The 21,047-nt window shown below is 66.3% G+C and carries 19 protein-coding genes and 2 pseudogenes; 6 read left to right on the top strand and 15 right to left on the bottom strand.

Going from position 1 to position 21,047, the window contains the following annotated elements; translation table 11 throughout:
- The 3 genes and pseudogenes from VGH54_RS18460 to mutA all read right to left on the bottom strand — a co-directional run.
- Positions 1–264, bottom strand: a pseudogene (locus tag VGH54_RS18460) (methylmalonyl Co-A mutase-associated GTPase MeaB); the annotation flags it as partial.
- Positions 265–268: 4 nt separating this feature from the next.
- Positions 269–2,518 (bottom strand): methylmalonyl-CoA mutase, encoded by a 2,250-nt coding sequence (gene scpA / locus VGH54_RS18455; RefSeq protein ID WP_331513525.1) that lies wholly within the window; start codon positions 2,516–2,518, stop codon positions 269–271.
- A gap of 5 nt (positions 2,519–2,523) precedes the next feature.
- The gene (gene mutA, locus VGH54_RS18450) at positions 2,524–4,404 is read right to left on the bottom strand and encodes a methylmalonyl-CoA mutase small subunit (protein ID WP_331513524.1); all 1,881 of its coding nucleotides are present in this window, start codon (positions 4,402–4,404) and stop codon (positions 2,524–2,526) included.
- 179 nt (positions 4,405–4,583) lie between these two features.
- Between mutA and VGH54_RS18445 the strand changes: the two genes are divergently transcribed.
- From VGH54_RS18445 to VGH54_RS18430, 4 genes are read left to right on the top strand one after another with little or no spacing between them, the layout of a single operon-like run.
- Complete coding sequence (locus tag VGH54_RS18445; protein WP_331513523.1) at positions 4,584–4,868, top strand: FeoA family protein; 285 nt, start codon at positions 4,584–4,586, stop codon at positions 4,866–4,868.
- Positions 4,865–6,778, top strand: coding sequence for a ferrous iron transporter B (feoB, locus tag VGH54_RS18440; RefSeq protein WP_331513522.1), 1,914 nt, complete (start codon positions 4,865–4,867; stop codon positions 6,776–6,778). Before VGH54_RS18445 ends, feoB begins: the two co-directional genes overlap by 4 nt.
- Positions 6,775–7,344: a NifU family protein gene (locus VGH54_RS18435; protein ID WP_331513521.1), complete on the top strand. Its 570-nt coding sequence runs from the start codon at positions 6,775–6,777 to the stop codon at positions 7,342–7,344. Before feoB ends, VGH54_RS18435 begins: the two co-directional genes overlap by 4 nt.
- A gap of 36 nt (positions 7,345–7,380) precedes the next feature.
- On the top strand, positions 7,381–8,142 hold the full coding sequence (locus VGH54_RS18430) for a TVP38/TMEM64 family protein (protein ID WP_331513520.1): 762 nt from the start codon (positions 7,381–7,383) through the stop codon (positions 8,140–8,142).
- A 408-nt stretch (positions 8,143–8,550) separates the two neighbouring features.
- Here the strand turns inward: VGH54_RS18430 and VGH54_RS18425 are convergent, their stop codons facing one another.
- The 4 genes from VGH54_RS18425 to VGH54_RS18410 form a co-directional block, all read right to left on the bottom strand.
- Entirely contained in the window at positions 8,551–9,876 is a 1,326-nt protein-coding gene (locus VGH54_RS18425) for an MFS transporter (RefSeq protein ID WP_331513527.1), read from the bottom strand.
- A 147-nt stretch (positions 9,877–10,023) separates the two neighbouring features.
- Entirely contained in the window at positions 10,024–10,380 is a 357-nt protein-coding gene (locus tag VGH54_RS18420) for a DoxX family protein (RefSeq protein ID WP_331513519.1), read from the bottom strand.
- Between the two features lies 1 nt (position 10,381).
- On the bottom strand, positions 10,382–11,521 hold the full coding sequence (locus VGH54_RS18415) for an SPFH domain-containing protein (protein ID WP_331513518.1): 1,140 nt from the start codon (positions 11,519–11,521) through the stop codon (positions 10,382–10,384).
- Positions 11,522–11,547: 26 nt separating this feature from the next.
- Complete coding sequence (locus tag VGH54_RS18410; protein WP_331513517.1) at positions 11,548–11,979, bottom strand: NfeD family protein; 432 nt, start codon at positions 11,977–11,979, stop codon at positions 11,548–11,550.
- Positions 11,980–12,037: 58 nt separating this feature from the next.
- On the opposite strand from VGH54_RS18410, the gene VGH54_RS18405 reads away from it, so the two are divergent.
- Positions 12,038–12,895: a hypothetical protein gene (locus VGH54_RS18405; RefSeq protein ID WP_331513516.1), complete on the top strand. Its 858-nt coding sequence runs from the start codon at positions 12,038–12,040 to the stop codon at positions 12,893–12,895.
- 5 nt (positions 12,896–12,900) lie between these two features.
- Here the strand turns inward: VGH54_RS18405 and VGH54_RS18400 are convergent, their stop codons facing one another.
- Genes VGH54_RS18400 through fabG1 form a run of 3 tightly spaced genes read right to left on the bottom strand, consistent with a single transcriptional unit; the run spans position 12,901 to position 15,501 of the window.
- The gene (locus VGH54_RS18400; protein WP_331513515.1) at positions 12,901–13,905 is read right to left on the bottom strand and encodes a ferrochelatase; all 1,005 of its coding nucleotides are present in this window, start codon (positions 13,903–13,905) and stop codon (positions 12,901–12,903) included.
- Between the two features lie 6 nt (positions 13,906–13,911).
- Positions 13,912–14,721 (bottom strand): NADH-dependent enoyl-ACP reductase InhA, encoded by an 810-nt coding sequence (gene inhA, locus VGH54_RS18395; RefSeq protein ID WP_331513514.1) that lies wholly within the window; start codon positions 14,719–14,721, stop codon positions 13,912–13,914.
- 24 nt (positions 14,722–14,745) lie between these two features.
- Positions 14,746–15,501 carry a 3-oxoacyl-ACP reductase FabG1 gene (fabG1, locus tag VGH54_RS18390; protein WP_331513513.1) on the bottom strand — a complete coding sequence of 252 codons (756 nt, stop codon included), beginning with the start codon at positions 15,499–15,501 and terminating at the stop codon, positions 14,746–14,748.
- 150 nt (positions 15,502–15,651) lie between these two features.
- Here fabG1 and VGH54_RS18385 point away from each other — a divergent pair, with 150 nt between their 5' ends.
- Positions 15,652–16,494, top strand: coding sequence for a type IV toxin-antitoxin system AbiEi family antitoxin (locus VGH54_RS18385; protein WP_331513512.1), 843 nt, complete (start codon positions 15,652–15,654; stop codon positions 16,492–16,494).
- A gap of 61 nt (positions 16,495–16,555) precedes the next feature.
- Here the strand turns inward: VGH54_RS18385 and VGH54_RS18380 are convergent, their stop codons facing one another.
- From VGH54_RS18380 to VGH54_RS18360, 5 genes and pseudogenes are all read right to left on the bottom strand, one after another.
- Positions 16,556–17,563 (bottom strand): VWA domain-containing protein, encoded by a 1,008-nt coding sequence (locus tag VGH54_RS18380; protein ID WP_331513511.1) that lies wholly within the window; start codon positions 17,561–17,563, stop codon positions 16,556–16,558.
- A gap of 46 nt (positions 17,564–17,609) precedes the next feature.
- Positions 17,610–18,521 carry a DUF58 domain-containing protein gene (locus VGH54_RS18375; protein WP_331513526.1) on the bottom strand — a complete coding sequence of 304 codons (912 nt, stop codon included), beginning with the start codon at positions 18,519–18,521 and terminating at the stop codon, positions 17,610–17,612.
- A gap of 50 nt (positions 18,522–18,571) precedes the next feature.
- Positions 18,572–19,708 carry a MoxR family ATPase gene (locus VGH54_RS18370; protein ID WP_331513510.1) on the bottom strand — a complete coding sequence of 379 codons (1,137 nt, stop codon included), beginning with the start codon at positions 19,706–19,708 and terminating at the stop codon, positions 18,572–18,574.
- A gap of 166 nt (positions 19,709–19,874) precedes the next feature.
- Complete coding sequence (ripB, locus tag VGH54_RS18365; RefSeq protein ID WP_331513509.1) at positions 19,875–20,597, bottom strand: NlpC/P60 family peptidoglycan endopeptidase RipB; 723 nt, start codon at positions 20,595–20,597, stop codon at positions 19,875–19,877.
- 9 nt (positions 20,598–20,606) lie between these two features.
- A pseudogene (locus tag VGH54_RS18360) lies at positions 20,607–21,047 on the bottom strand (NlpC/P60 family protein); the annotation flags it as partial.

The following is a 21,047-nucleotide window of genomic DNA, read 5'->3' as shown; positions in this document are numbered from 1 at the left end:
CGCGACCCGATGGCCACGACCGATCAAGTGCATCCCGAGCGCCTCGATGGTGGTCGACTTGCCGGCTCCTGGCACCCCGGTGATTCCGACATGTAAGGCATTGCCCGCAGCGGGCATCAGCTGCAGCAGCAACTGCTGTGCGCGGTCGCGGTGATCGGCGCGGGTCGACTCCACGAGCGTAATCGCCCGCGGTAGTGCTGAGCGATCACCGTCGCGCACCGCCGCGGCGAGTTTGTCTATGCTGTCGCCGTTTTCAGTTGCCATCTGGCTAGAGGGTGTACCCGTGTCGTTCGGCCAGCTTGTGCAGCAGGTCGATCGCGGCATCCGCGATCACCGTGCCGGGCGGGAAGATCGCCGTCGCGCCCGCCGCGTACAGCGCGTCGAAGTCAGCCGGTGGGATGACACCGCCGACCACCACCATGATGTCGGAGCGACCCACTTCGGCCAGCGCGTCGCGGAGCGCGGGCACCAACGTGAGGTGACCGGCCGCCAGGGAGGACACCCCGACCACGTGGACGTCGTTGTCCGCGGCCTGACGGGCGACCTCGTCCGGCGTGGAGAACAGTGCACCGACGTCGACGTCGAATCCGATGTCGGCGAACGCCGTTGCGATCACCTTCTGTCCACGGTCATGGCCGTCCTGCCCCATTTTGGCCACCAGGATCCGTGGCCGCCGACCGTCGGCCTCGGCGAACTTCTCGACGAGTTCGGTGGCGGATGCCATGTTCTCGGCCTTTCCAGCTTCGTCGCGGTAGACCCCGGCGATGGTACGGATCTCGGCTTGGTGACGCCCATAGACCTTTTCGAGTGCGTCGGAGATTTCGCCGACTGTGGCCTTGTGGCGGGCCGCGTCGACGGCGAGCGCCAAGAGATTGTTGCCGAGTCCATCCTCGCCGGCCCGACCATGGGCTGCGGCGGCACGCGACAACTCGGCAAGTGCGGCTTCAACTGCCGACTGGTCCCGATGTGCCCGCAGGTCTTCGAGTTTGGCCAGTTGTTCGGCACGCACCCGGCTGTTCTCGACCTTGAGGACCTCGACCTCTTGATCTTCTTCCACCTGGTACTTGTTGATCCCGATCACGGGCTGGGTGCCGGCGTCGATGCGGGCCTGCGTCCGCGCGGCCGCTTCTTCGATGCGCAGCTTCGGAATACCGTCGTTGATGGCCTGGGCCATGCCGCCCGCCTCGGCGACCTCGGCGATGTGCGCGCGCGCCCGCTGCGCGAGTTGGTAGGTCAACCATTCCACGTAGTACGAGCCGGCCCAGGGGTCGATCGGCCGGGTGGTGCCGGATTCTTGTTGCAGGACAAGCTGGGTGTTGCGCGCGATGCGGGCCGAGAAGTCGGTGGGCAGCGCCAGCGCTTCGTCCAGGGCGTTGGTGTGCAGCGACTGGGTGTGACCCTGGGTCGCGGCCATCGCCTCGATGCAGGTGCGCGCGACGTTGTTGAACGCATCCTGAGCGGTCAGCGACCAGCCGGAAGTCTGCGAATGTGTGCGCAGCGAAAGCGATTTCGCGCTCTTGGGGTTGAACTGCGCGACCAGCTCGCTCCACAGCAGCCGCCCGGCCCGCAACTTGGCCACCTCCATGAAGAAGTTCATGCCGATGCCCCAGAAGAAGGACAGTCGGGGAGCGAACTTGTCGATGTCGAGGTCGGCGTCCAGGCCCGCCTTGATGTAGTCGACACCGTCGGCGAGCGTGTAGGCGAGCTCCAAATCGGCTGTGGCACCGGCTTCTTGAATGTGATAGCCGGAGATGGAGATGGAGTTGAATTTCGGCATCTTGGCGCTGGTGTAGGCGAAGATGTCGGAGATGATCCGCATCGACGGCTTCGGTGGATAGATGTAGGTGTTGCGCACCATGAATTCTTTGAGGATGTCGTTCTGGATGGTGCCGGCCAGCTTCTCCGGCGGCACCCCCTGCTCCTCCGCGGCCACCACGTACAGCGCCAGGATCGGCAGCACGGCGCCGTTCATCGTCATCGACACCGACACCGTCGACAGGTCGATTCCGTCGAACAGCTGGCGCATGTCAAGGATGGAATCGATTGCTACCCCGGCCATTCCGACGTCACCCTGCACGCGCGGATGATCCGAGTCATACCCACGGTGGGTGGCGAGGTCGAAGGCCACCGACAGACCTTTTTGTCCGGCGGCAAGGTTGCGCCGATAGAACGCGTTGGACTCCGCGGCCGTGGAGAACCCGGCGTACTGCCGGATCGTCCAGGGCTGGTTGACATACATCGTCGGATAGGGGCCGCGGACAAAGGGTGGCTCGCCCGGGAAGGTGTTCAGCGGATATCCGCCGGACTCGACGGCGGCGCGGTCGGCGGCGATGTACACCGGTTTGACGTCGATGTCTTCGGGTGTGTGCCACACCAGTTGGTCGGGTGTGTACCAGTGCGCGGCCGCGGCCGCCGCAATGTGCTGTTCCACTGCATCTTCGGTCGGCTGCGCGACGCTGCGGTCGCTGTGCAGCGGTACATCGGCGAAACTGCCTACTACGGGCGTGGTGGTAGTCATCGTCGCTAAGCCCCCAACCGGTCGAGCAGTTGTGAAAGAGCCTCCACCGCATTGATTTCCGCGGTCAGAAGTTCATCGGGTTGGTGATCTGCGTCGGCCACCGCTTTCTGCGGCCCGGCCAGACAGACATGGGACACCCCCGCACTGTGGGCTGCCTCGACGACCGCGGACGCCTCGGCGCCGTACCGAGCGTCGGTGCCGCAGAGCACCGCCACAGCAGGTGACCCGGCATCGGTGACCGCCTTGGCGACACTGTCGCCATCAACGATCCCCGGGTTGACCGCCTCGATGCCGCCGCAGGCAAGCAGGTTTGACGCGAATGTCGTGCGGATGTTGTGTTCGGCCAACGGACCCAGTGGCAACAGCAGGGCCTGCGGACGCGACCCGGTACGGGACAGGTAGGCATCGGAACGGTCGCGCAGCGCCTCGAACTGCGCGGCGTATCGAATGAGTTTGCCTGCAGCAAGGGGCGAATACGACGAATCACTCTGCGGCAGCGCCGGTTCAGTGAGGTTTGGGTATTCGTTGACGCCGGTGATCGCCGTCTTGCGGTGGGCGATGTCGTCGGTACGCCGGGCGGCAATCTCAGCGATCTGGCCCGCGATGTGGTCATGCGCGTCGACGAAGCCGCCCTGCCGCTCGATGGTTTGAAACGTCTGCCAGGCTTGGTTGGCCAGTTGGTCGGTGAGGTCCTCGACGAACCACGACCCACCCGCCGGGTCCAGGATCCGGCCGACGTGGGACTCCTCGAGCAGCAGCAGCTGGATGTTGCGAGCCATCCGCCGCGCGAAACTGGCGGCCATACCGGGAAATCCGCCTTCGATCGCGACGTCGAAGGGGAACACCAGCACGGTGTCCGCGCCGCCGACACCGGCGCCGAAGGCGGCCAACGTGGTGCGCAGCATGTTCACCCAGGGGTCGCGCTGCGTCATCATCGGCAGCGACGTTTCGGCGTGGACGACGGCCGCACCGTGGTCAGGCTCCCCGACAACGTCCGCGACGCGTGCCCACAGCCGTCGCAGCGCCCTGATCTTGGCGGTCGTCAGGAATTGATCGTCGTCGGCGGCCAGCCGGAAACTGATCTGCGACAAGGCCTTGGCCACCGGCAGGCCGGACTCGGTGAGCACCCGCAGGTATGCCACCGCGGCGGCAACGCTGCCGGCGAGCTCCCACGTCGCGTTGGCGCCGAGATTGTGGAACGCGGGCCCGTCGACGGTGATCGCCCGCACACCCTGATCGTCGCCCAGCCGCGTGGCCATTCTGACCACTTCCCGGAGTTCGGCTGTGGGACGCTCGCTGAGCGCCGCCGTGAGTGGATCGGCTCCCAGGTCGATCGACAAGAGTGCGCGCTGATCGGGCTCGACGCGAGTCACCAATTCGAGCAAGGCGTCGCCGGCGGCCTGGTAATCGGCGCCGGCATCGAGAATCACCGGCGCCATGCTCAGATAAACGCCTTCGAACACCTTCTCCAGCTGTGCGGGCAGTACACCGGACTCCCCCACCCGGACCAGCAGCGCACTGACGCCCTCCCTGAGCCCGGCGAGCACCGCGGAGTTGACGTCCTCGGCCGCCACCCCGGCCACCCGATTGGCCGGAATAGCCTCGGCGACCCTCCAACCGGACTTGACGTCGCGCAACGCGTCGGCGCCACGCAGGTAGGGCCACTCGCCCGGCAGCGGCGGCTCGGGTAGCTCGTCGAGCGCGGTGTACAGCGCCCGGATCGCGACAGCCTCGTAGGTCGGGGTTTCCAGCAGCTGCTCGGGCTCCGGCCCGAGTTCGTCGGCGTCGCGCCGTGTGCTCTTGGCCAGGACCCCGGCCACCGCAGTGCGCCATCTGGCGCGGCCCTGCTCGAGATCGGCAGGTTCAGCGGACACATCGACTGACACCGGCGGCTCCTTGTCCCAGTACGTGACAACCCGACACTGGTCTGTCACCCGACCACCAGGCTAAATGATGCTCTGTGGCGTGACCGCACAACCCGCGGCGACCGGGGCTGACGAGCCACATCGACCCCGCCCAAGTGAGGAGTACCTTACTAAGGTAGACCGGCTAACGTTAGGGCATCATGCGTACTCGACCGCAGGGCGCAGGCGATCAAACCGGCTCGGTGATCGCGCTTGCTCAGCTGACACCCGGAACCCGGGCGACAGTGGTGGGCACGGTCGCCCAGGCCGACCCGATGGTGGCGAATCGGTTGGGGCAGTTAGGCTTTCGCGCAAAGGCCCGTGTCGACGTGATCCGTCGGGCGCCGCTTGGTGACCCGACCATCTATCGCGTGCAGGACACTGAGCTGTGTCTGCGCCGCCGCGAGGCGCAGCTCATCGAAGTCGTTCCCGAAGTGGACCCATGACCGCGTGCCATGACGTCACCGACTCCCCGGTTGCCCTCGCGGGCATCCGGCGAGTGGCGTTGGTCGGCAGTCCGAACGCCGGCAAGACCAGCGTCTTCAATCATCTGACCGGGTTGCGCGCCAAGACCGGTAATTACCCGGGAGTAACCGTCGGACGCAGTGTCGGTGCCACCACCGTGGACCGCGTCGCGATCGCCGTGGAAGACCTGCCCGGCACCTACAGCCTCGACCCGATCAGCCCGGACGAGCAGGTGGTGACCGACCTGCTGGCCGGAAAGTATCCGGACATCGGCCGGCCGGACGCGGTGGTGTTGGTCGCCGACGTGACCACGCTGCGCCGGTCGATCCTGCTGATCGGCCAGGTGCTCAGGCTCGATCTACCGTGCCTGCTGGCGCTGACCATGGGCGACGAATTGAGCTCGCGCGGCGGCCGAATCGACGTCGAGGCGTTGTCGACGGCGCTGGGCATCCCGGTGGTCGCGGTCGTCGCGAACCGCGGATCGGGCATCGACGATCTGCGGGCCCGGCTGGCGTCCTTCGAGCAGTGGCAACGTCCTCCGGTGCTTCCTCCGCCTGGCCAGGACGCCATCGACGCGTGGGGCCAGTCAGTTCTCGATGCGGCCGATTATGTTGCGCCGCAACCGGATCAGCGCACCCGCCGGATCGACCGGGTGCTGCTGCACCCGCTGTGGGGCACCGTCATCTTTTTCGCGGTGATGTTCTGGTTCTTTCAGGTCCTGTTCACCGCCGCCGCGCCACTGCGGGACGGCATTGCCCGGGCGCTGACCTGGCTGGGCGGCCAGGTTGGAGAGCACATCGGTAATCCGATCGTCCGGGGTCTGCTCGGCCAGGGGGTTATCGGCGGGGTCGGCACCGTGCTGCAGTTCCTCCCGCAGATTGTTTTGCTGTTCTTACTGCTCGCGTTTCTGGAGAACGTCGGCTACATGTCGCGGGCGGCGTTCTTGATGGACCGGGTGATGGCCAAGACCGGGTTGGAGGGCCGGGCCTTCGTCGCGATGCTCTCGTCGTTCGCCTGCGCCATTCCGGGCATCATGGCGACCCGGACGTTGCCGTCGTCGAAGGACCGGATCGCGACGATCGTCACCGCGCCATTGATGACGTGCTCAGCCCGGCTGCCGGTGTACACCCTGCTGGTCGGTCTGCTGGTGACGCCGCAAACGCGATGGTTGGGGCTCAGCGCGCAGGGCGTCACGATGTTCCTGCTCTACCTGGGCGGCGGGATGTCCGCGCTAATCGCTGCGCTGCTGGTCAAGTCCACGATCCTGCGCGGCGATCTGCTGCCGTTCACCATGGAGCTTCCGCCCTACCGACTGCCGTCCGCGCAGGCGATGCTGGCCGCGATGTGGAGTGCGGCCAGGGTGTTTCTGCGTAAAGCGGGAACCATCATTCTGGCCACCTCCCTGGTGTTGTGGGCGCTGCTTAGTCTGCCCGTCCGCGAGGCGCAGACCCGCGGGATGTCCGCGACCGACGCCACCGCATACGTGATGAATCACAGCTATGCCGCCGACGTGGGCCGTGCTGTCGAGCCGGTGTTCGCTCCGCTGGGCTTCGATTGGCGGACCGATATCGCTCTGGTCGGATCACTCTCGGCGCGCGAGGTTTTCGTGTCGACCCTGGGCCAGGTGTCGGCGGCGGCGGATCCCGAAGATCCGCATGCGGCGCTGACCGGCATGACCGACGAGCGCGGCCATCGGATTTTCACCGCGCCCACGGTCATCGCGCTGATGGTCTATTTCATGTTCGCGTTGCAGTGCATGTCGACGATCGCCGTGATGCGCCGCGAAACCAACTCGTGGCGTTGGCCGGCCTTCGCGTTCAGCTACATGTTTGTCCTCGCCTGGGTGATGGCGTTCGCGGCGCGGTCGATTGCGATCGGTGTGGGCGCATGATTCCGATCCACGCCACCGCCACCGCGAACCCGCAACAGCTGCGCTGGGTGGCCGCCGAAGACCGGCTGCCGGCCAGAGGCATGGTGCGTCAGGCTCCCGGGCGCCTCGGCGGCATGCTCGACGGCGGGGTGATCGACGAGATCGAGGTCCGCACCGGCGATGTGCTGATCACGCTGCGCGCGGGCAAGAACTGGCGCGAGGTGGGCGACGACGTTCGCGACGCCCTGTGCGACGCGCTGCTGGATCCGGCCGGTTGGCGGACGGATGTCGCACCCGACGACACCACCGGGCTGGCCGCGATCACCGCCGAATTGCTCGCCGGACCAGTCGGCGCGCTCGCCGAATCACACGGCGGCTCGATCGAATTGGTGTCGATCGAGGGCGACAACGTGAACGTCCGGTTATCGGGCGCGTGTCGCGGGTGCCCGGCTGCCGCCAGCACTTTGCACGACAAACTGCAGCATGAGCTGCGGCTGCGGTCTGGTCGACACATCACGGTCAACAGCGAAAACAGCTCGGCGGCAGTGCCATTGGGCAAGAAGCTGCTGTCGTTGATCATCCGCTGAGGAGATTGTTCACCCTTGGACCGTAGGCTGCACCCCGTGACGGGGCCCGCCAGCACCAGAATCGCCGGCGCGCTGCGTCCGCTGGGTTCCGCTTTGGTCGCGACCGCGCGTCAGGTGTCGCGGCGCCGGCTGGTGCTGACCGCCGCGGTGATAGCCATCATGGTCGCGGTCGCGCTGCTTGTTCGGCTGCCCTCGGCGGTGGAACTGCGGGACTGGTCGACGTCGATGGGCCCGTGGTTCCCGCTGGCGTTTCTGGCCGCTCACATCGTGGTGACCGTGCTGCCGTTTCCCCGTACCGCGTTCACCCTGGCCGCCGGACTGCTGTTCGGTCCGCTACTCGGCATCATGTTGGCGGTCACCGCCAGCACTGCCAGCGCGTTGATCGCGCTCGTGCTGGTCCGGGCCGCCGGCTGGCAGCTCAGCCGGTTGGTTCGCCATCAGGCGGTCGACAGGGTCGACACCCGGCTGCGCGACCGGGGCTGGCTGGCGGTCATCTCGCTGCGGCTGATCCCCGTGGTGCCGTTCGCGCCGCTGAACTACGCCGTCGGAGCGTCCGGGGCGCGGGTGCTGCCCTATGCGCTGGCGACCGTTGCGGGTTTGTTTCCCGGTACTGCGGCCGTGGTGATTCTGGGTGACGCGCTCACCGGCGACGTCAGCCCGCTGCTGTTTCTGGTGTCGCTGTGCACAGGTTTGGTCGGGCTTGCGTTGTTGGCGTACGAGATCCGGCAGTACCGTCGGCATCACCGGGCCGCGGTGACAGACGTCGACGACGCGCCCGAGGCGGCGCTGCGCGGGTGATCCCCTGTGCTGCGGCTCAAGGCCAGGCACGAGTGCGAATACATGGATACACTGAAGAACTGAACAATTCTCGGCGGCCAGCCAGTGACTGCTCACTGTCGAGGTGGCGGTTTTCTGTCTGAGAGGCAACACGAATGGACGTAAGGCATCTGATCGCGGCGGCGGCAATCTCCGGCGCAACGCTGACGTTCGGCGTGGGGGTCGGCAGCGCAGCGCCGTTGGATCCGCCCCCGCCATGCCCGACGTGCGACGGACCAGCGGCAGCACCCGCCCCCCCACTCAAGGCGATGAAGTGTTGGCCGTACGGCCGCGTCGGACCCGGCAGCGCACGAGGCGGTGGTGGGGTACCGGTATACCCGCCACCCTGTCCTCCGGGCACCCCGCACTGATCCCGCGGGCGCTCAGCCGCTAGTCGCAGCCCTGCACCAAGTCTCGGGCCTCCCGCTCGGTCTCGACACTCGGCGGTGACCCGGGCAACCGGCGACCGGCTACTTCCGGTGTGAACACCAGGGTCACCGCGCCCACCAACCCCGCGACGATCAGCATGTACGCCGGCACCATGAGGTCGCCGGTGCCGGACACCAATGCTTGAGCGATCAGGGGCGTGGTTCCGCCGAAGGCCGATATCGCGACGTTGTAGGAGATCGCCAGCGCGCCGTTGCGGACGTTGGTCGGAAACAGTGCCGGCATCGTGGCGGGCGAGGTGCTGTCGAAGCAGAGTTCCATCAAGCCGATCAGCAATATCCCGATGAAGATCAGCAGGATGCCGGTGCCATGGCGGATGAGCAGGAACGCCGGGATCGATGCGAAGATCAGCAGCCCGCAGCCGGTCGCCATGATCGGTTTCACGCCGATGCGGTCGGACAGCGCCGCGACGAACACCAGCAGAATGGCCAGGATGGTCAACGTCGCCGTGATCATCGCGAGCCCGGTGGTAGGGCCGACGTGGATCAAGACTCTTAGATAGGTCGGCAAATAGCCGGTGAGCATGTAGTCCGCCGCGTTCGATGTGTACACCAGAGCCGCGCAGATCAGCATGGGCTTCCACTGCTCGGCGATGGCGCGCCGGTATTGCCGCGGATCGTCGTCGGGCGCCGCTTCCTGACTCTCACCCTGGTAAGCAGCCGATTCCTCGAGTCGCATCCGCATGAACACCGCGACCAGCCCGAGCGGCGCGCTCAGCAGCAACGGCACCCGCCATCCCCAGGTCAGCATGTCGTGGCTGGGTAGCCATGTCTGCAACGCGGTGACGATCAATCCTGCTGCCACGAACCCGGCCAGGTTGCCCAGCGGCAGAAACCCGACCACCATCCCGCGTTTGCGGTCCGGTGCCTGCTCGACGATGTATGTCATGGCGCCGACGTACTCGCCGCCGGTCGACAGACCCTGGAACACACGCGCAATGACCAGCAGAATCGGCGCCCAGACGCCAATCGTGCTGTAACCCGGCAGTAAACCCGTCCCGGTCGTACCGATCGTCATCAGCACGATCGTGATCACCAACACCCGCTTGCGCCCGATGCGGTCGCCGAGTGGACCGAAGATCAACCCGCCAACTGGACGCACCACGAAAGCCGCCGCCAAGGTGCTGAAGGTGGCGATGAGGTGGACCGCGCTGACGCTGTCGCCGGGGTAAAACACCTGCGCAATCGTGGTGGCGATGTAGCCGTAGACCCCGAAGTCGTACCACTCCATGAAGTTGCCGATCGAGGCGCCTTTGATGGAGCGGCGCATCACTTCGGGGTCGGTGACCTGGATCTGGTCACGGGTCCAGCGACGGCGCCGCCGCCGACTCTGGCCGGTTAGCCGGCGCGCAGCGTTCATCAGGCGGTCAGGTACCCATTACCTGCCGAATCGAACGCGATGGTGATTAACCCCGCACTAATTCGGTTGTGGTCCTTTCCACGTCAGCACGGCGTAGGTGGCCAAGAACGACGCCGCCGGAAGCGCATTCACGATCCGGTCGCGAACGCGGACATGCGCGCCGACCGCGAGCAGGAAATACAGTGTGAGCATCGCCGTGGTGAGGCGAGCCAAGGCCGGGATCCGGCCGGCGGCGAGCAGACCGATCACCGAGGCCGCCTTGGATGCCGGCAGGAGCCACCGAATGTTTTGCGGCACTTCCAAAGTGTCAAGGGCTCTCGCGATCGGGGGCACCGGGATCGCGCATGCAACCGCATCCACGGCCTGGAAAGCTGCAAGGGCCGCATACGTTTTCGGCGAGGTCAGATCGCCCACATCACTGCCTCAGCTCGTGCTGCGGCGGCAACGAGCCGTCAACCGGGTTGCGGGCGTCTGCCTCAGCCTTGGCCACCGCCTGCAGGAGGGCCGGGTCGGTCTCGGTGGAGAACCAGTCGGCCACGTCCGAGTCGTCCTCGGGCTTGGGCGGCGTGGTGTCGACGGGCGACGGCACGAAACGGAACACCCCGTCATCGCCCGGAGCCCCGAGCAACTTGGTGAAGCCCTGCAACGCCGTTCCGAAGTCGCTGGGCACCACCCACACCTTGTTGGCGTCGCCCTCTGCGATTTTCGGCAGGGTCTGCAAGTACTGGTAGGCCAGCATCTCGGGAGTCGGCCGGCCGGCCTTGATGGCCGCGAAGGTCTTCTCGATCGCCTTGGCCTGCCCCTGTGCCTGCAGGTAGGCCGCGGCCCGCTCACCCTGCGCCCGCAGCATCCGGGATTGCCGATCGGCCTCGGCGGCAAGGATGGCGGCCTGCTTGGCGCCTTCGGCGGCCAAAATCTGCGACTGCTTCTCGCCCTCGGCCTGCGTGATCGATGCCTGCCGCATTCCCTCGGCGGTCAAGATCACGGCGCGCTTCTCCCGGTCGGCCTTCATCTGCTTCTCCATCGAGGCCTGAATCGACGGTGGCGGGTCGATGCTGCGCAGCTCCACCCGGGCCACCCGCAGGCCCCAGCGGCCGGTCGCCTCGTCAAGGACGCCGCGCAGCTGGGCGTTGATCTTGTCGCGCGAGGTCAGCGTCTGCTCCAAGGTCATGCCGCCCACCACGTTGCGCAAGGTAGTCGTGGTCAGCTGCTCAACACCGACGATGTAGTTGCTGATCTCGTAGACGGCCGCTTGCGGAACGGTGACCTGGAAGTAGACCACGGTGTCGATGTTGAGGGTCAGGTTGTCCTCGGTGATCACCGGCTGCGGCGGGAACGACACCACCCGTTCGCGCAGGTCAACCCGTGCACGGACGCGGTCGATGAACGGGATCAGCAGGGTCAGCTGCCCGCTGATCGTGCGGCTGTAGCGACCCAGCCGTTCGATCACCGCCGCTTCGGCCTGCGGGATCAGCGTCACCGACTTGGCCACCACGATGATTGCGAACACCACCAATACAGCGAACAAAAGCAGCCCGGCAGTTGCACCTTGCATGGAATTCTCCTAAAGCTCTCAGAGGATTAAGGGATCCAGACCACCGCAGTGGCCCCATCGATATGCATGACGGTCACGCGTTCGCCGGGTTCGAACACGTCACCCTCATTCAATGGCCTCGCGGTCCACACCTGACCGTCGACTTTGACCTGGCCCTCGTCGCGGGCCACGCGATCCAGCACCAGCGCGCTTTTACCCTCCAGCGCCTCGATGCCCGTCGTCAGGCTCTTCGCGGGGGTCAGACGCCGCCGCACCGCGGGTCGGACCAGCACCACCAGCAGCACGGAAACCACCAGGAAAACCGCACCATCGGTCCAGATCGGCAGATCGAGCAGCCAGCTGGACCCGGCCGCGGCCAGCGCGCCACCACCCAGCATGAGCAGGAACATGTCACCGGTCAGCGCCTCCGCGCCAGCTAGCCCTAACGCGACGATCAGCCAGATCACAGCCGCAGACATGCCGTCAGGATATCGCGTGATCGGCCGTTGCCACGGCGAACAACTAGACTGCGAAACCATGTGGTGCCCCAGCGCAACGCTCTCGGTCTGGGCCAACGCCTGGCTTGCCGGCAAGGCCGCGCCTGACGACGTCCTCGACGCGTTATCCTGTTGGGCGCCAATACATTCTGTGACCGCCTACGATGCCGTCGCGGCGGGACATACTGGGCTGCCGTGGCCGGACATTCCCGACGCGGGCGCGGTATCTCTGCTGCAGACGTTGCGCACGGCAGCCGGACGGGCCGTAACGGGCGCACCGTCGATCAGGGTGGCGCTGCCGGTTCCCGGCGATGTCCGCGGGCTGGCCCCGGGCACGCAGTTCGAGCGTGACGCGCTGGCGGCCGGCGAAGCGGTGGTCGTCACGCATCCCGACGATCCCAGCGTGGCCGTCGGGCTGGTGCCCGAATACCGCTACGACGAATCCGACGACGAACTCGTGATCCCCGAGTTGTATGCGCTGTCGTGGACGGTGTACTCGCTTCCCAGTGCTCCGGTGATCGACCACATCGACTTGGGCGAGGCCGAATACACACTCCGATCGGCGGTGCGCTCCGCCGCCACTGCCCTCACCACAATCGGGCTGGGCTCTGCCGGCGTCGACGTCGACGATCCGCGCGGTCTGGTGGAGCGGTTGCTGGAATCCACACGGCACCACCAGGTTCCAGAGCCTGCCCCGTCGCGCGCCTTACGAGTGCTGGAGAACGCGGCGCACGTCGACGCGATCATCACGGTCAGCGCCGGGCTTACCCGAATCGGCACTCAGTCGTTGTCCGAAACCCAGATCGCCACGGACGCCCTGCGGCCACTGGCAGCGGTTGTGCGGTCGGCGAGAACGGCTGCGCTCAACACGATTCTGCACGCCGCCTGGCATCGTTGACCCGATCAGAACTCAGCGACACAGTGCGGTGGACGGCACGGCTCGCCGTTGATGCCCGCCGCGCAGCCGGGCACCGGGTCCGGTCCGATCACCCGTGCGGGCGCGCGGCCGCAACGTAGTTCGTCGATCAGGTCCACCGCGAGCCGGGCGAATCGCGGGTCGGCGTTGGGCGTGCCGGCCCGCGCCAGTGCTATGCCGGCCGCGTCAGCTTGTTCGCGTAACTCGGTGTCGAGATCCCACACCACCTCGATGTGGTCGGCGACGAAACCGATCGGGCAGACGATGACAGACCTGATGCCCGCCTCGGTGAGCGCGACAATGTGGTCGGCGACGTCCGGCTCCAGCCACGGCACCTGCGGCGCGCCCGAGCGCGACTGCCAGGCCAGGTCGTGGTCGGCGTAGCCGGCAGCCGCCGCGACAAGCCCTGCGGCATAACGCACTTGGCGGCTATACAGTTTGGGGCCGAGCCTGTCGTCGGTGGCCACCGGTACCGAGTGCGCGGTGAACACCAGCCGGGCATCCTTCGGCACTGTGCGTGCCGCGGCGACGACATTGTCGGCGAATATCTCGACGAACAGTGGATGGTCGAAGTATCGCCGCAGTTTGATCAGTTCGGGCGCACCCGGACCGGCCGCCCGCCTGGCCCGGTCGAGGTCCTCGGAATACTGGGTGCAGCCGGAGTATCCGCTCCACGCCGAGGTGGTGAACACCGCTGCACGCCGAATCCCGTTGTCGCGCATGGTGACGACGACGTCCTCGACGTAAGGCTCCCAGTTGCGGTTGCCGAAATAAACCGGGATGTCCAGCACAGCTTGCAGCTGGGCGGCCAGATCCCGGTTGATCCCATTGATCGGCGACACCCCGTCGAAGTGCAGGTAGTGCTGCGCCACGTCGTCGAGACGTTCCGGCGGCACATTCCGGCCACGGGTGACGTTCTCCAAGAACGGCCGTACCTGCTCCGGGCCTTCAGGCCCGCCGAAGGACAGCAACAGGACGGCGTCGAAATCCATTGCTTGCTACAGCAACTGGGTACTGGCGCCGCCGTCGGCGTAGATGATCGATCCGGTGGTGGCCGGCAACCACTCGGACAGCAGTGCACACACCGTCTTGGCCACCGGCGTCGGGTCTTTCATGTTCCACCCGATCGGCGCGCGCTGGTCCCAGCCCTCTTCGAGCAGCTGCATCTGGGCACCGGCCTCGTCGCCGAGTGCGCCACCGACGATGGCGCTCATCGCCAGGGTCCGGATCGGGCCAGCGGCAACGAGATTGGAGCGCACACCGTGCTTGCCGGCTTCGCGCGCCACGAACCGGTTGACCGACTCCAGCGCGCTCTTGGCCACCGTCATCCAGTTGTACGCCGGCATCGCCCGGGTCGGGTCGAAGTCCATCCCGACGATCGAACCGCCCGGGTTCATGATCGGCAGCAGTGCCTTGGCCAGCGAGGCGTACGAGTACGCCGAGATGTGAATGCCTTTGGAGACATCCTCATAGGGCGCGTCGAAGAACGGGTTGATGCCCATCCCGGTCTGCGGCATGAAGCCGATCGAATGCACGACACCGTCGAGCTTGTTGCCCTCGCCGATCTCGGCCGTCACGCGCTCGGCCAGGGTGTCGAGGTGCTCGTCGTCCTGCACGTTGAGTTCGATTAGCGGAGCCTTCTCCGGCAGCCGGTCAGCGATGCGCTGAATCAGCCGCAGCCGGTCGAATCCGGTCAACACCAGCTGCGCGCCCTGTTCCTGGGCCACCTTGGCGATGTGGAACGCGATCGACGCATCGGTGATGATCCCGCTGACCAGGATCCGTTTACCTTCGAGCAGTCCTGCCATTTCCGTCCTTCAATTGTGTAATCGTCAGTGGCCCATACCCATGCCGCCATCGACCGGAATCACGGCACCGGAGATGTAACTCGCGTCCTCGGACGCCAGGAAGCTGACCACACCGGCGACCTCCGCGGCGGTACCGACCCGCTTCGCGGGAATGAACTCCAGCGCCCCTTCCTGAATGCGCTCGTCCAGCGCGCGGGTCATGTCGGTGTCGATGTAGCCCGGGGCGACCACGTTGGCCGTCACATTCGCCTTGGTCAGCTCGCGGGCGATCGAGCGGGCCATGCCGATCACACCGGCCTTGGAGGCCGCGTAGTTGGCCTGGTTGCCGATGCCCCAGCTGCCCGACACCGAACCGATGAAGATCAACCGGCCGAACCGCTTTCGCTGCATGCTGCGCGATGCGCGCTGGACCACCCGGAACGCGCCGGTCAGGTTGGCGTCGATGACCTTTTCGAACCGCTCTTCAGTCATCCGGATGAGAAACGCGTCCGCCGAGACGCCCGCGTTGGACACCACCACCTCGACCGGACCCTGGTGCTCCTCGACTGCCTTGAAGGCACGATCCACGGCGTCGTTGTCGGTGACGTCACACTCGACGCCGAACAGCCCGTCGGGTGCCCCGGATCCGCGGTGCGTGACCGCCACCTTGTGGCCGTCGGCGGCCAGCCGCTGTGCGATCGCCAACCCGATCCCCCGGTTTCCGCCGGTAACCAGGACAGAACGGGATACGAATGCGGGCTTGCCCCCGTCGGCGGGGAGATCGGTGGCTGCGTCAGTCACCGGGCCAACTTATCGCCTCGGTGCTGCGCGGCTGAAATCTGCCCCGAATCGGCGCTGACGAGCGTAACGCCAGGGCGGATATTCCAATCGGATTACTTCCTGGCGTTACGCTGGGCGTCGTTGTCGGGGCGGCGCGTCACACTTCCGTCCATGACCGACCCCTTCTTCGGTAGTGAGGCCCTTGCCGCGGGCCGGCTATCCCGCTATGAGCTGCGAAGTCGCTACATCGCCCTGCATCAGGATGTCTATGTATCCAGGGACGCGGAGCTGACCCCAGCACTACGTGCCAAAGCCTGTTGGCTGCGATCTCGCCGCCGCGGGATACTTGCCGGCTTCTCCGCCGCTGCTCTTCACGGCGCGCGCTGGATCGACCCCTCGCGGCCCGCCACGATCATCGACACCAACCGCCGCCCAGCCGCCGGCGTACAAGTCTGGGAGGAGCGCATTGCTGACGACGAGATCGGCCTCGTGGACGGTATGCGTCTCACCACACCGGCCAGGACCGCGCTGGACCTCACCCGGCGATATCCCCTGGACGATGCTATTGCCGCGGTCGATGCGCTCGCGCAAGCGGTCGAATTGAAGCCCGTCGACATCGAGCTGTTGGTCGATCGCTACCGTGGTCGCCGCGGGATGAAAGGTGCTGAGGCCGCTCTTGAGTTGACCGACGGCGGTGCACAGTCGCCGAAGGAGACCTGGCTGCGCCTCTTGCTGCTGAATGCTGAGTTTCCCCGCCCGCAAACCCAGATTGCTGTTTACAACGAATGGGGTTGGGTGGACGCGTATTTGGACATGGGCTGGGAGGACATCAAGGTCGCAGTCGAGTATGACGGTGATCAACATCGATCCAGTCGCTACCAATACGTGAAGGACATCCGCCGGCTCGAGATGCTGGATCAGCGGTATGGCTGGCTCGTGGTCCGGGTTGTCAGCGAGGACCATCCCGACGACGTCATCCGCCGCGTAGCCGCGGCACGGGCGCGACGACTGTAACGCCACGGCGGAAAACCGAGCCGGACTTCGACCTGGCGTTACGCCCGCAGAAGAACCCGAGTCAGGTCGGCAACCGCCGGTTGATCAGCAACGCCGCCAGCGCGGCCAGCGCCAGCACCAGCGAACCCAACCGGAGCCATCCGACACTCGCGTCGCCCCGGATCGTCTCGTAACCGATCTGCTCCTGCAGTGAGGCGTAAACCTGTTTGAGCTCCTGCAAGTTCGAGGCGCCGTAATGGTTACCGCCGGATAGTTCGGCAACCTTTTTCATCGTGGTGTCGTCGACCGGCACCGGCTGGCGCTGGCCGTTGATCTCCACGAAGCCGTACGGGGTACCGAATGAGATCGTCGAAATCGGCACGCCTTGATCCTTGGCGGTGCGCGCCGCGGTGAACGCGCCCTTGGGGTTATCCGGATTGGTCGGCATCGTCTCTTTACCGTCGGAGAACAACACGATGCGCGCCGGCGGCGGGGTGTCGCCCCCACCGATCACCGCGCCGACGGTGGCGATGGCCTGCAGCGCAGTGAAGATCCCCTCACCGGTCGCGGTGCGGTCGGCGAACTGCAGCTTGTCCAGCGCGGCTTTGGTCGCATCGCGGTTGGTCGTCGGCTGGACGAGAACGGTCGACGTTCCCGCGTACGCGATCAGCCCGAGATTGATACCGGGCGTCAGCTCGCCGGCGAACTCCTTGGCGGCCGCTTCGGCCGCGACCATCCGGTTGGGCTCAACGTCGGTGGCCCGCATCGACTGCGAGACGTCGATGACCAACATGACGACCGCACGGTTGCGTGGAATCCGGACGTCGTGGGTCGGGCCGGCCATCGCGATCGTGAACAGCACCAACGACGCGACCAGCAGGATCGCCGACAGGTGCCGCCACCGGGTGGGCTGCTTGGGCGCAACGCTTTCCAGCAGCTCCATGTTGGCGAAGCGCAGCATCCGGCGCTGCCGGGCCACCTGGGCGATGATGTAGAGCGCCACCAGCCCGAGGATGACCAGCAGGAACACGAAGAACCACGCGTGGGAGAACCCCGATAGCGTCATCGGCCCGAGTAAGGGCAATGTCATGACAGACCCGTCCTGGTGTTACGGCCCGGCTCGTGAGAAGCGAAAGTCACTGGCGTCCCGCCAGGGCCCCGCGGCGGCGGGATTCGACGAAACGGACGATGTCGGCGATCCAATCGCGGTCAGTGCGCAGGGGTAACAGCGGCGCCCCGCAACTGCGCAACGTGCGGGCCACGTCGGCCCGATGGGCCGCGGCCGCCTTGGCGAAGTCGTCGCGCAACTGTTCGTCGATGGTGAACTCGCGGGAGCGGCCGGTTTCGGCATCCTGCAGGATCACGTCACCGACGTCAGGCAACTCGACGTCGCGCGGGTCGAGGATCTCGATGCCGAGCACTTCGTGGCGGGCAGCGATGGCTCGTAGCGGACGCATCCAGTTGATCGGGCCGAGGAAGTCGCTGATGATGACCGCCATTCCGCGGCGACGTTCCGGACGACGCAGCGCGTCGATCGCGACCGACAGATCCCCGCGCACCCCGACCGGCGCCTTAGGCATGGTCGCGATGGTGCGCAGCATCGTCTGCTCGTGCAGCCGTCCGGACCGGGCCGGCACCCGAGTTATCTTCTCGCCGTTGGCAATCAGCGCCCCAAGCCGGTTTCCTCCGCCACTGTTGAGGAAGGTGATGGCGGCCGCGGCGGCCACCGCCAGGTCGCGCTTTTCGCAGACCGCGGTGCCGAAATCCAGGCTGGCCGACATGTCCACCACCAGCCAGGTCTCCAGTTCGCGGTCGGCGATCATCTGCCGCACGTGCGGATGCGTGGTGCGCGCGGTGACCGCCCAGTCCATCCGGCGCACGTCGTCGCCGGGCTGATACTCGCGCGACTCCCCCGGCTCTGAACCCGGGCCGGGAATCAGGCCGAGGTGGTCGCCGTGCAGAACACCGTCGAGCTTGCGTTTGACCGTCAGCTCGAGTGTGCGCAGCGCCGCCGACAGCTTGGGGTCGTCGATCTGCCCGCGCTGCATCGACGGCGGGCGGGTAGCCACGTGTTGCTCCGCGGCGGAGTTGCTATCAGTCACCGACCGCTGGCCGCACCCGCGACCTGCATTGCCGGAGGCACCGAATGACCTTGCTGCGGAACAGCATTCACCTGTGGCATACCGACGGTCTGCAAGATCCGGTTAATAACGATCTCCGACGAGATCTCGTCAGCCAACGCGTCGTAGGTGAGCACCAACCGATGCCGCAGCACGTCGGGGATCACCTCGACGATGTCCTGCGGGATCACGTAGTCGCGCCCACGCACCAGCGCCAGCGAGCGCGAGGCGGCGATGATGCCCAGCGAAGCACGCGGCGATGCGCCGAACGAGATCCAGCTCTTGACGTCGTTCATCCCGAGTTGCTCGGGGTAGCGGGTGGCGGTGACGACTCGCACGACGTAGTCGACCAGCGCGTGGTGAACGAAGTTGTTCGACGCGACCTCCTGCAGCCGCAGCAGGTCGCCGGTCTCCAGGATCTGCTTGGGCTCCGGGGGCTTCACTCCCATCCGGTAGATGATCTCGCGCTCTTCCTCCGGCGAGGGGTAGCCGACATTGATCTTGAACAGGAAGCGGTCCCGCTGCGCCTCGGGCAGTGGGTAGACGCCCTCGTGCTCGATGGGGTTCTGTGTGGCCATGACCAGGAACGGGCTGGGCAACGGGAATCTCTTACCACCGATCGACACCTGGCGTTCTTGCATGACCTCCAGCAGAGCCGACTGCACCTTCGCCGGTGCACGGTTGATTTCGTCAGCGAGCAGGAAATTGGCGACGACCGGTCCGAGCTCGGTGTCGAACTCCTCCTTGCCCTGCCGGTAGATGCGGGTACCGATGATGTCGGTGGGCACCAGGTCGGGCGTGAACTGGATACGCGCGAACGTCCCGCCGACCACCCGCGCGAAGGTCTCCACGGCCAGCGTCTTGGCCACGCCGGGAACACCCTCGAGCAGCACGTGTCCCTTGGACAGCAGACCGACCAGCATCCGCTCCACCAGCTGGTCCTGGCCGACGATGATCCGCTTGACCTCGAAGATGGCGCGTTCGAGGGTGTGCACCTCGGCGGCCAATCCGTCGGCGCCACCACCTGACGGCGCCTGATGGGCCGGCGGGCCGGAATGCCCGCCCGGGCCCGAGTAACCACTGGCGCCCGGGGGCGGCCCGCCTGCTGATGTCATCACATACCCTTCTCGGCTCAACCGACAAAGCTCAATCGGACACGACTGCTGGCACGACCGATGTCGTGGGGCAGCGACGTGCCCGCGTCCAACTATTCCAGGCCCTTCGGAATCCGTCGACGTCGCGGTTCCAGCCCGGGACCGCCAAGTTAACAGCACACCTGGGTCAGTACTCGATGATCCTAGTCAGGAAAGGCGTCATGCCGGGTCTACGAACCGGGCTGACCGTGACTTTGCCGGCGCTTCCGGATGCCTCCAGCATCTGGCCATTGCCCAGGTACATGGTGACGTGCTGGCTGCCGCCCGGGCCGTAAAAGATGAGGTCGCCGCGCCTGGCCTCGTTCTGAGGAATGTGGCGGCCGAAGTTGTACTGGTCACCGGAGAACCGCGGGATCAGCACGCCGACCCCGGCGAACGCATACCGCATCAGACCCGAGCAGTCGAAGCCGTTGATGTTGGCGCCGTCGCCGACGCCCTTGCTGGGACCCTGCAGCGTCCCACCGCCCCAGGAGTACGGCACGCCCATCTGTGACCCGGCGCGCTTGATCACGTACTCGATAGCCTGTCGGCCGCTGGCCCGCGGAATTCGGCTGGGGCTGGTGTTGCCGTGGTCGGCGGCGGGAGTCGTGCCGCCCAGATTGATCCCCAGCCCGCCGAGGAATTGCTTGCCCAGATCCAGCGTGGTCTGGGTGGCCTGCGCGGTGGCTTGCAGCGACTGGTTGGCGACGGCCAGCGGATCTCCCGGGGCGCCGGCGCTGATGGTGGCCGGCAAAGTGGGGTCCCACTGGCCGGGGTCGGCCGTGGCCGGTGCGGCGACAGGCAACATCAGCCCGGTCACCACAGCGGTGATCCAGGCTAGGTTGATCAGGCGAAAATGCTTGTGCCGCATAGCTCCTCGTTAATACTCGATGTAGCGGACCACGTAGGGGGTCATGCCGCTGGTGCGCACGGGCGCGACGCGAACCTTCAAGCCGATGTCAGGGGCCTCGAGCATCTGGCCGTCGCCGAGGTAGATCGTCACGTGCTGGCTGCCGCCCGGGCCGTAGAAGATGACGTCGCCGCGGCGCATCTGTGACGACGGGATCTTGCGGCCCAGGTTGTATTGCGAACCCGAGTAGTGCGGCAGCTTGATGCCCACCCCGGCGAACGAGTACAACACCAGCCCCGAGCAGTCGAAGCCGGTGATCCCGGCCCCCGAGTCGATTCCCTTACTGGCCCCGGCAGCATTGCCCCCACCCCAGGAGTAGGGCACGCCGAGCTGCGACATCCCGCGGCGGATCACTTACTCGCTGGCCTGCCGCCCGTAAACGCGCGGGATCCGTCCGCCTGGGGTGGCGTT

Origin of the sequence: Mycobacterium sp., assembly GCF_036488105.1 — a bacterium.
Classification (GTDB): Bacteria; Actinomycetota; Actinomycetes; order Mycobacteriales; family Mycobacteriaceae; genus Mycobacterium.
The sequence above is the reverse complement of the archived record's forward strand: the minus strand, read 5'-3'. Positions and strand labels throughout refer to the sequence as shown.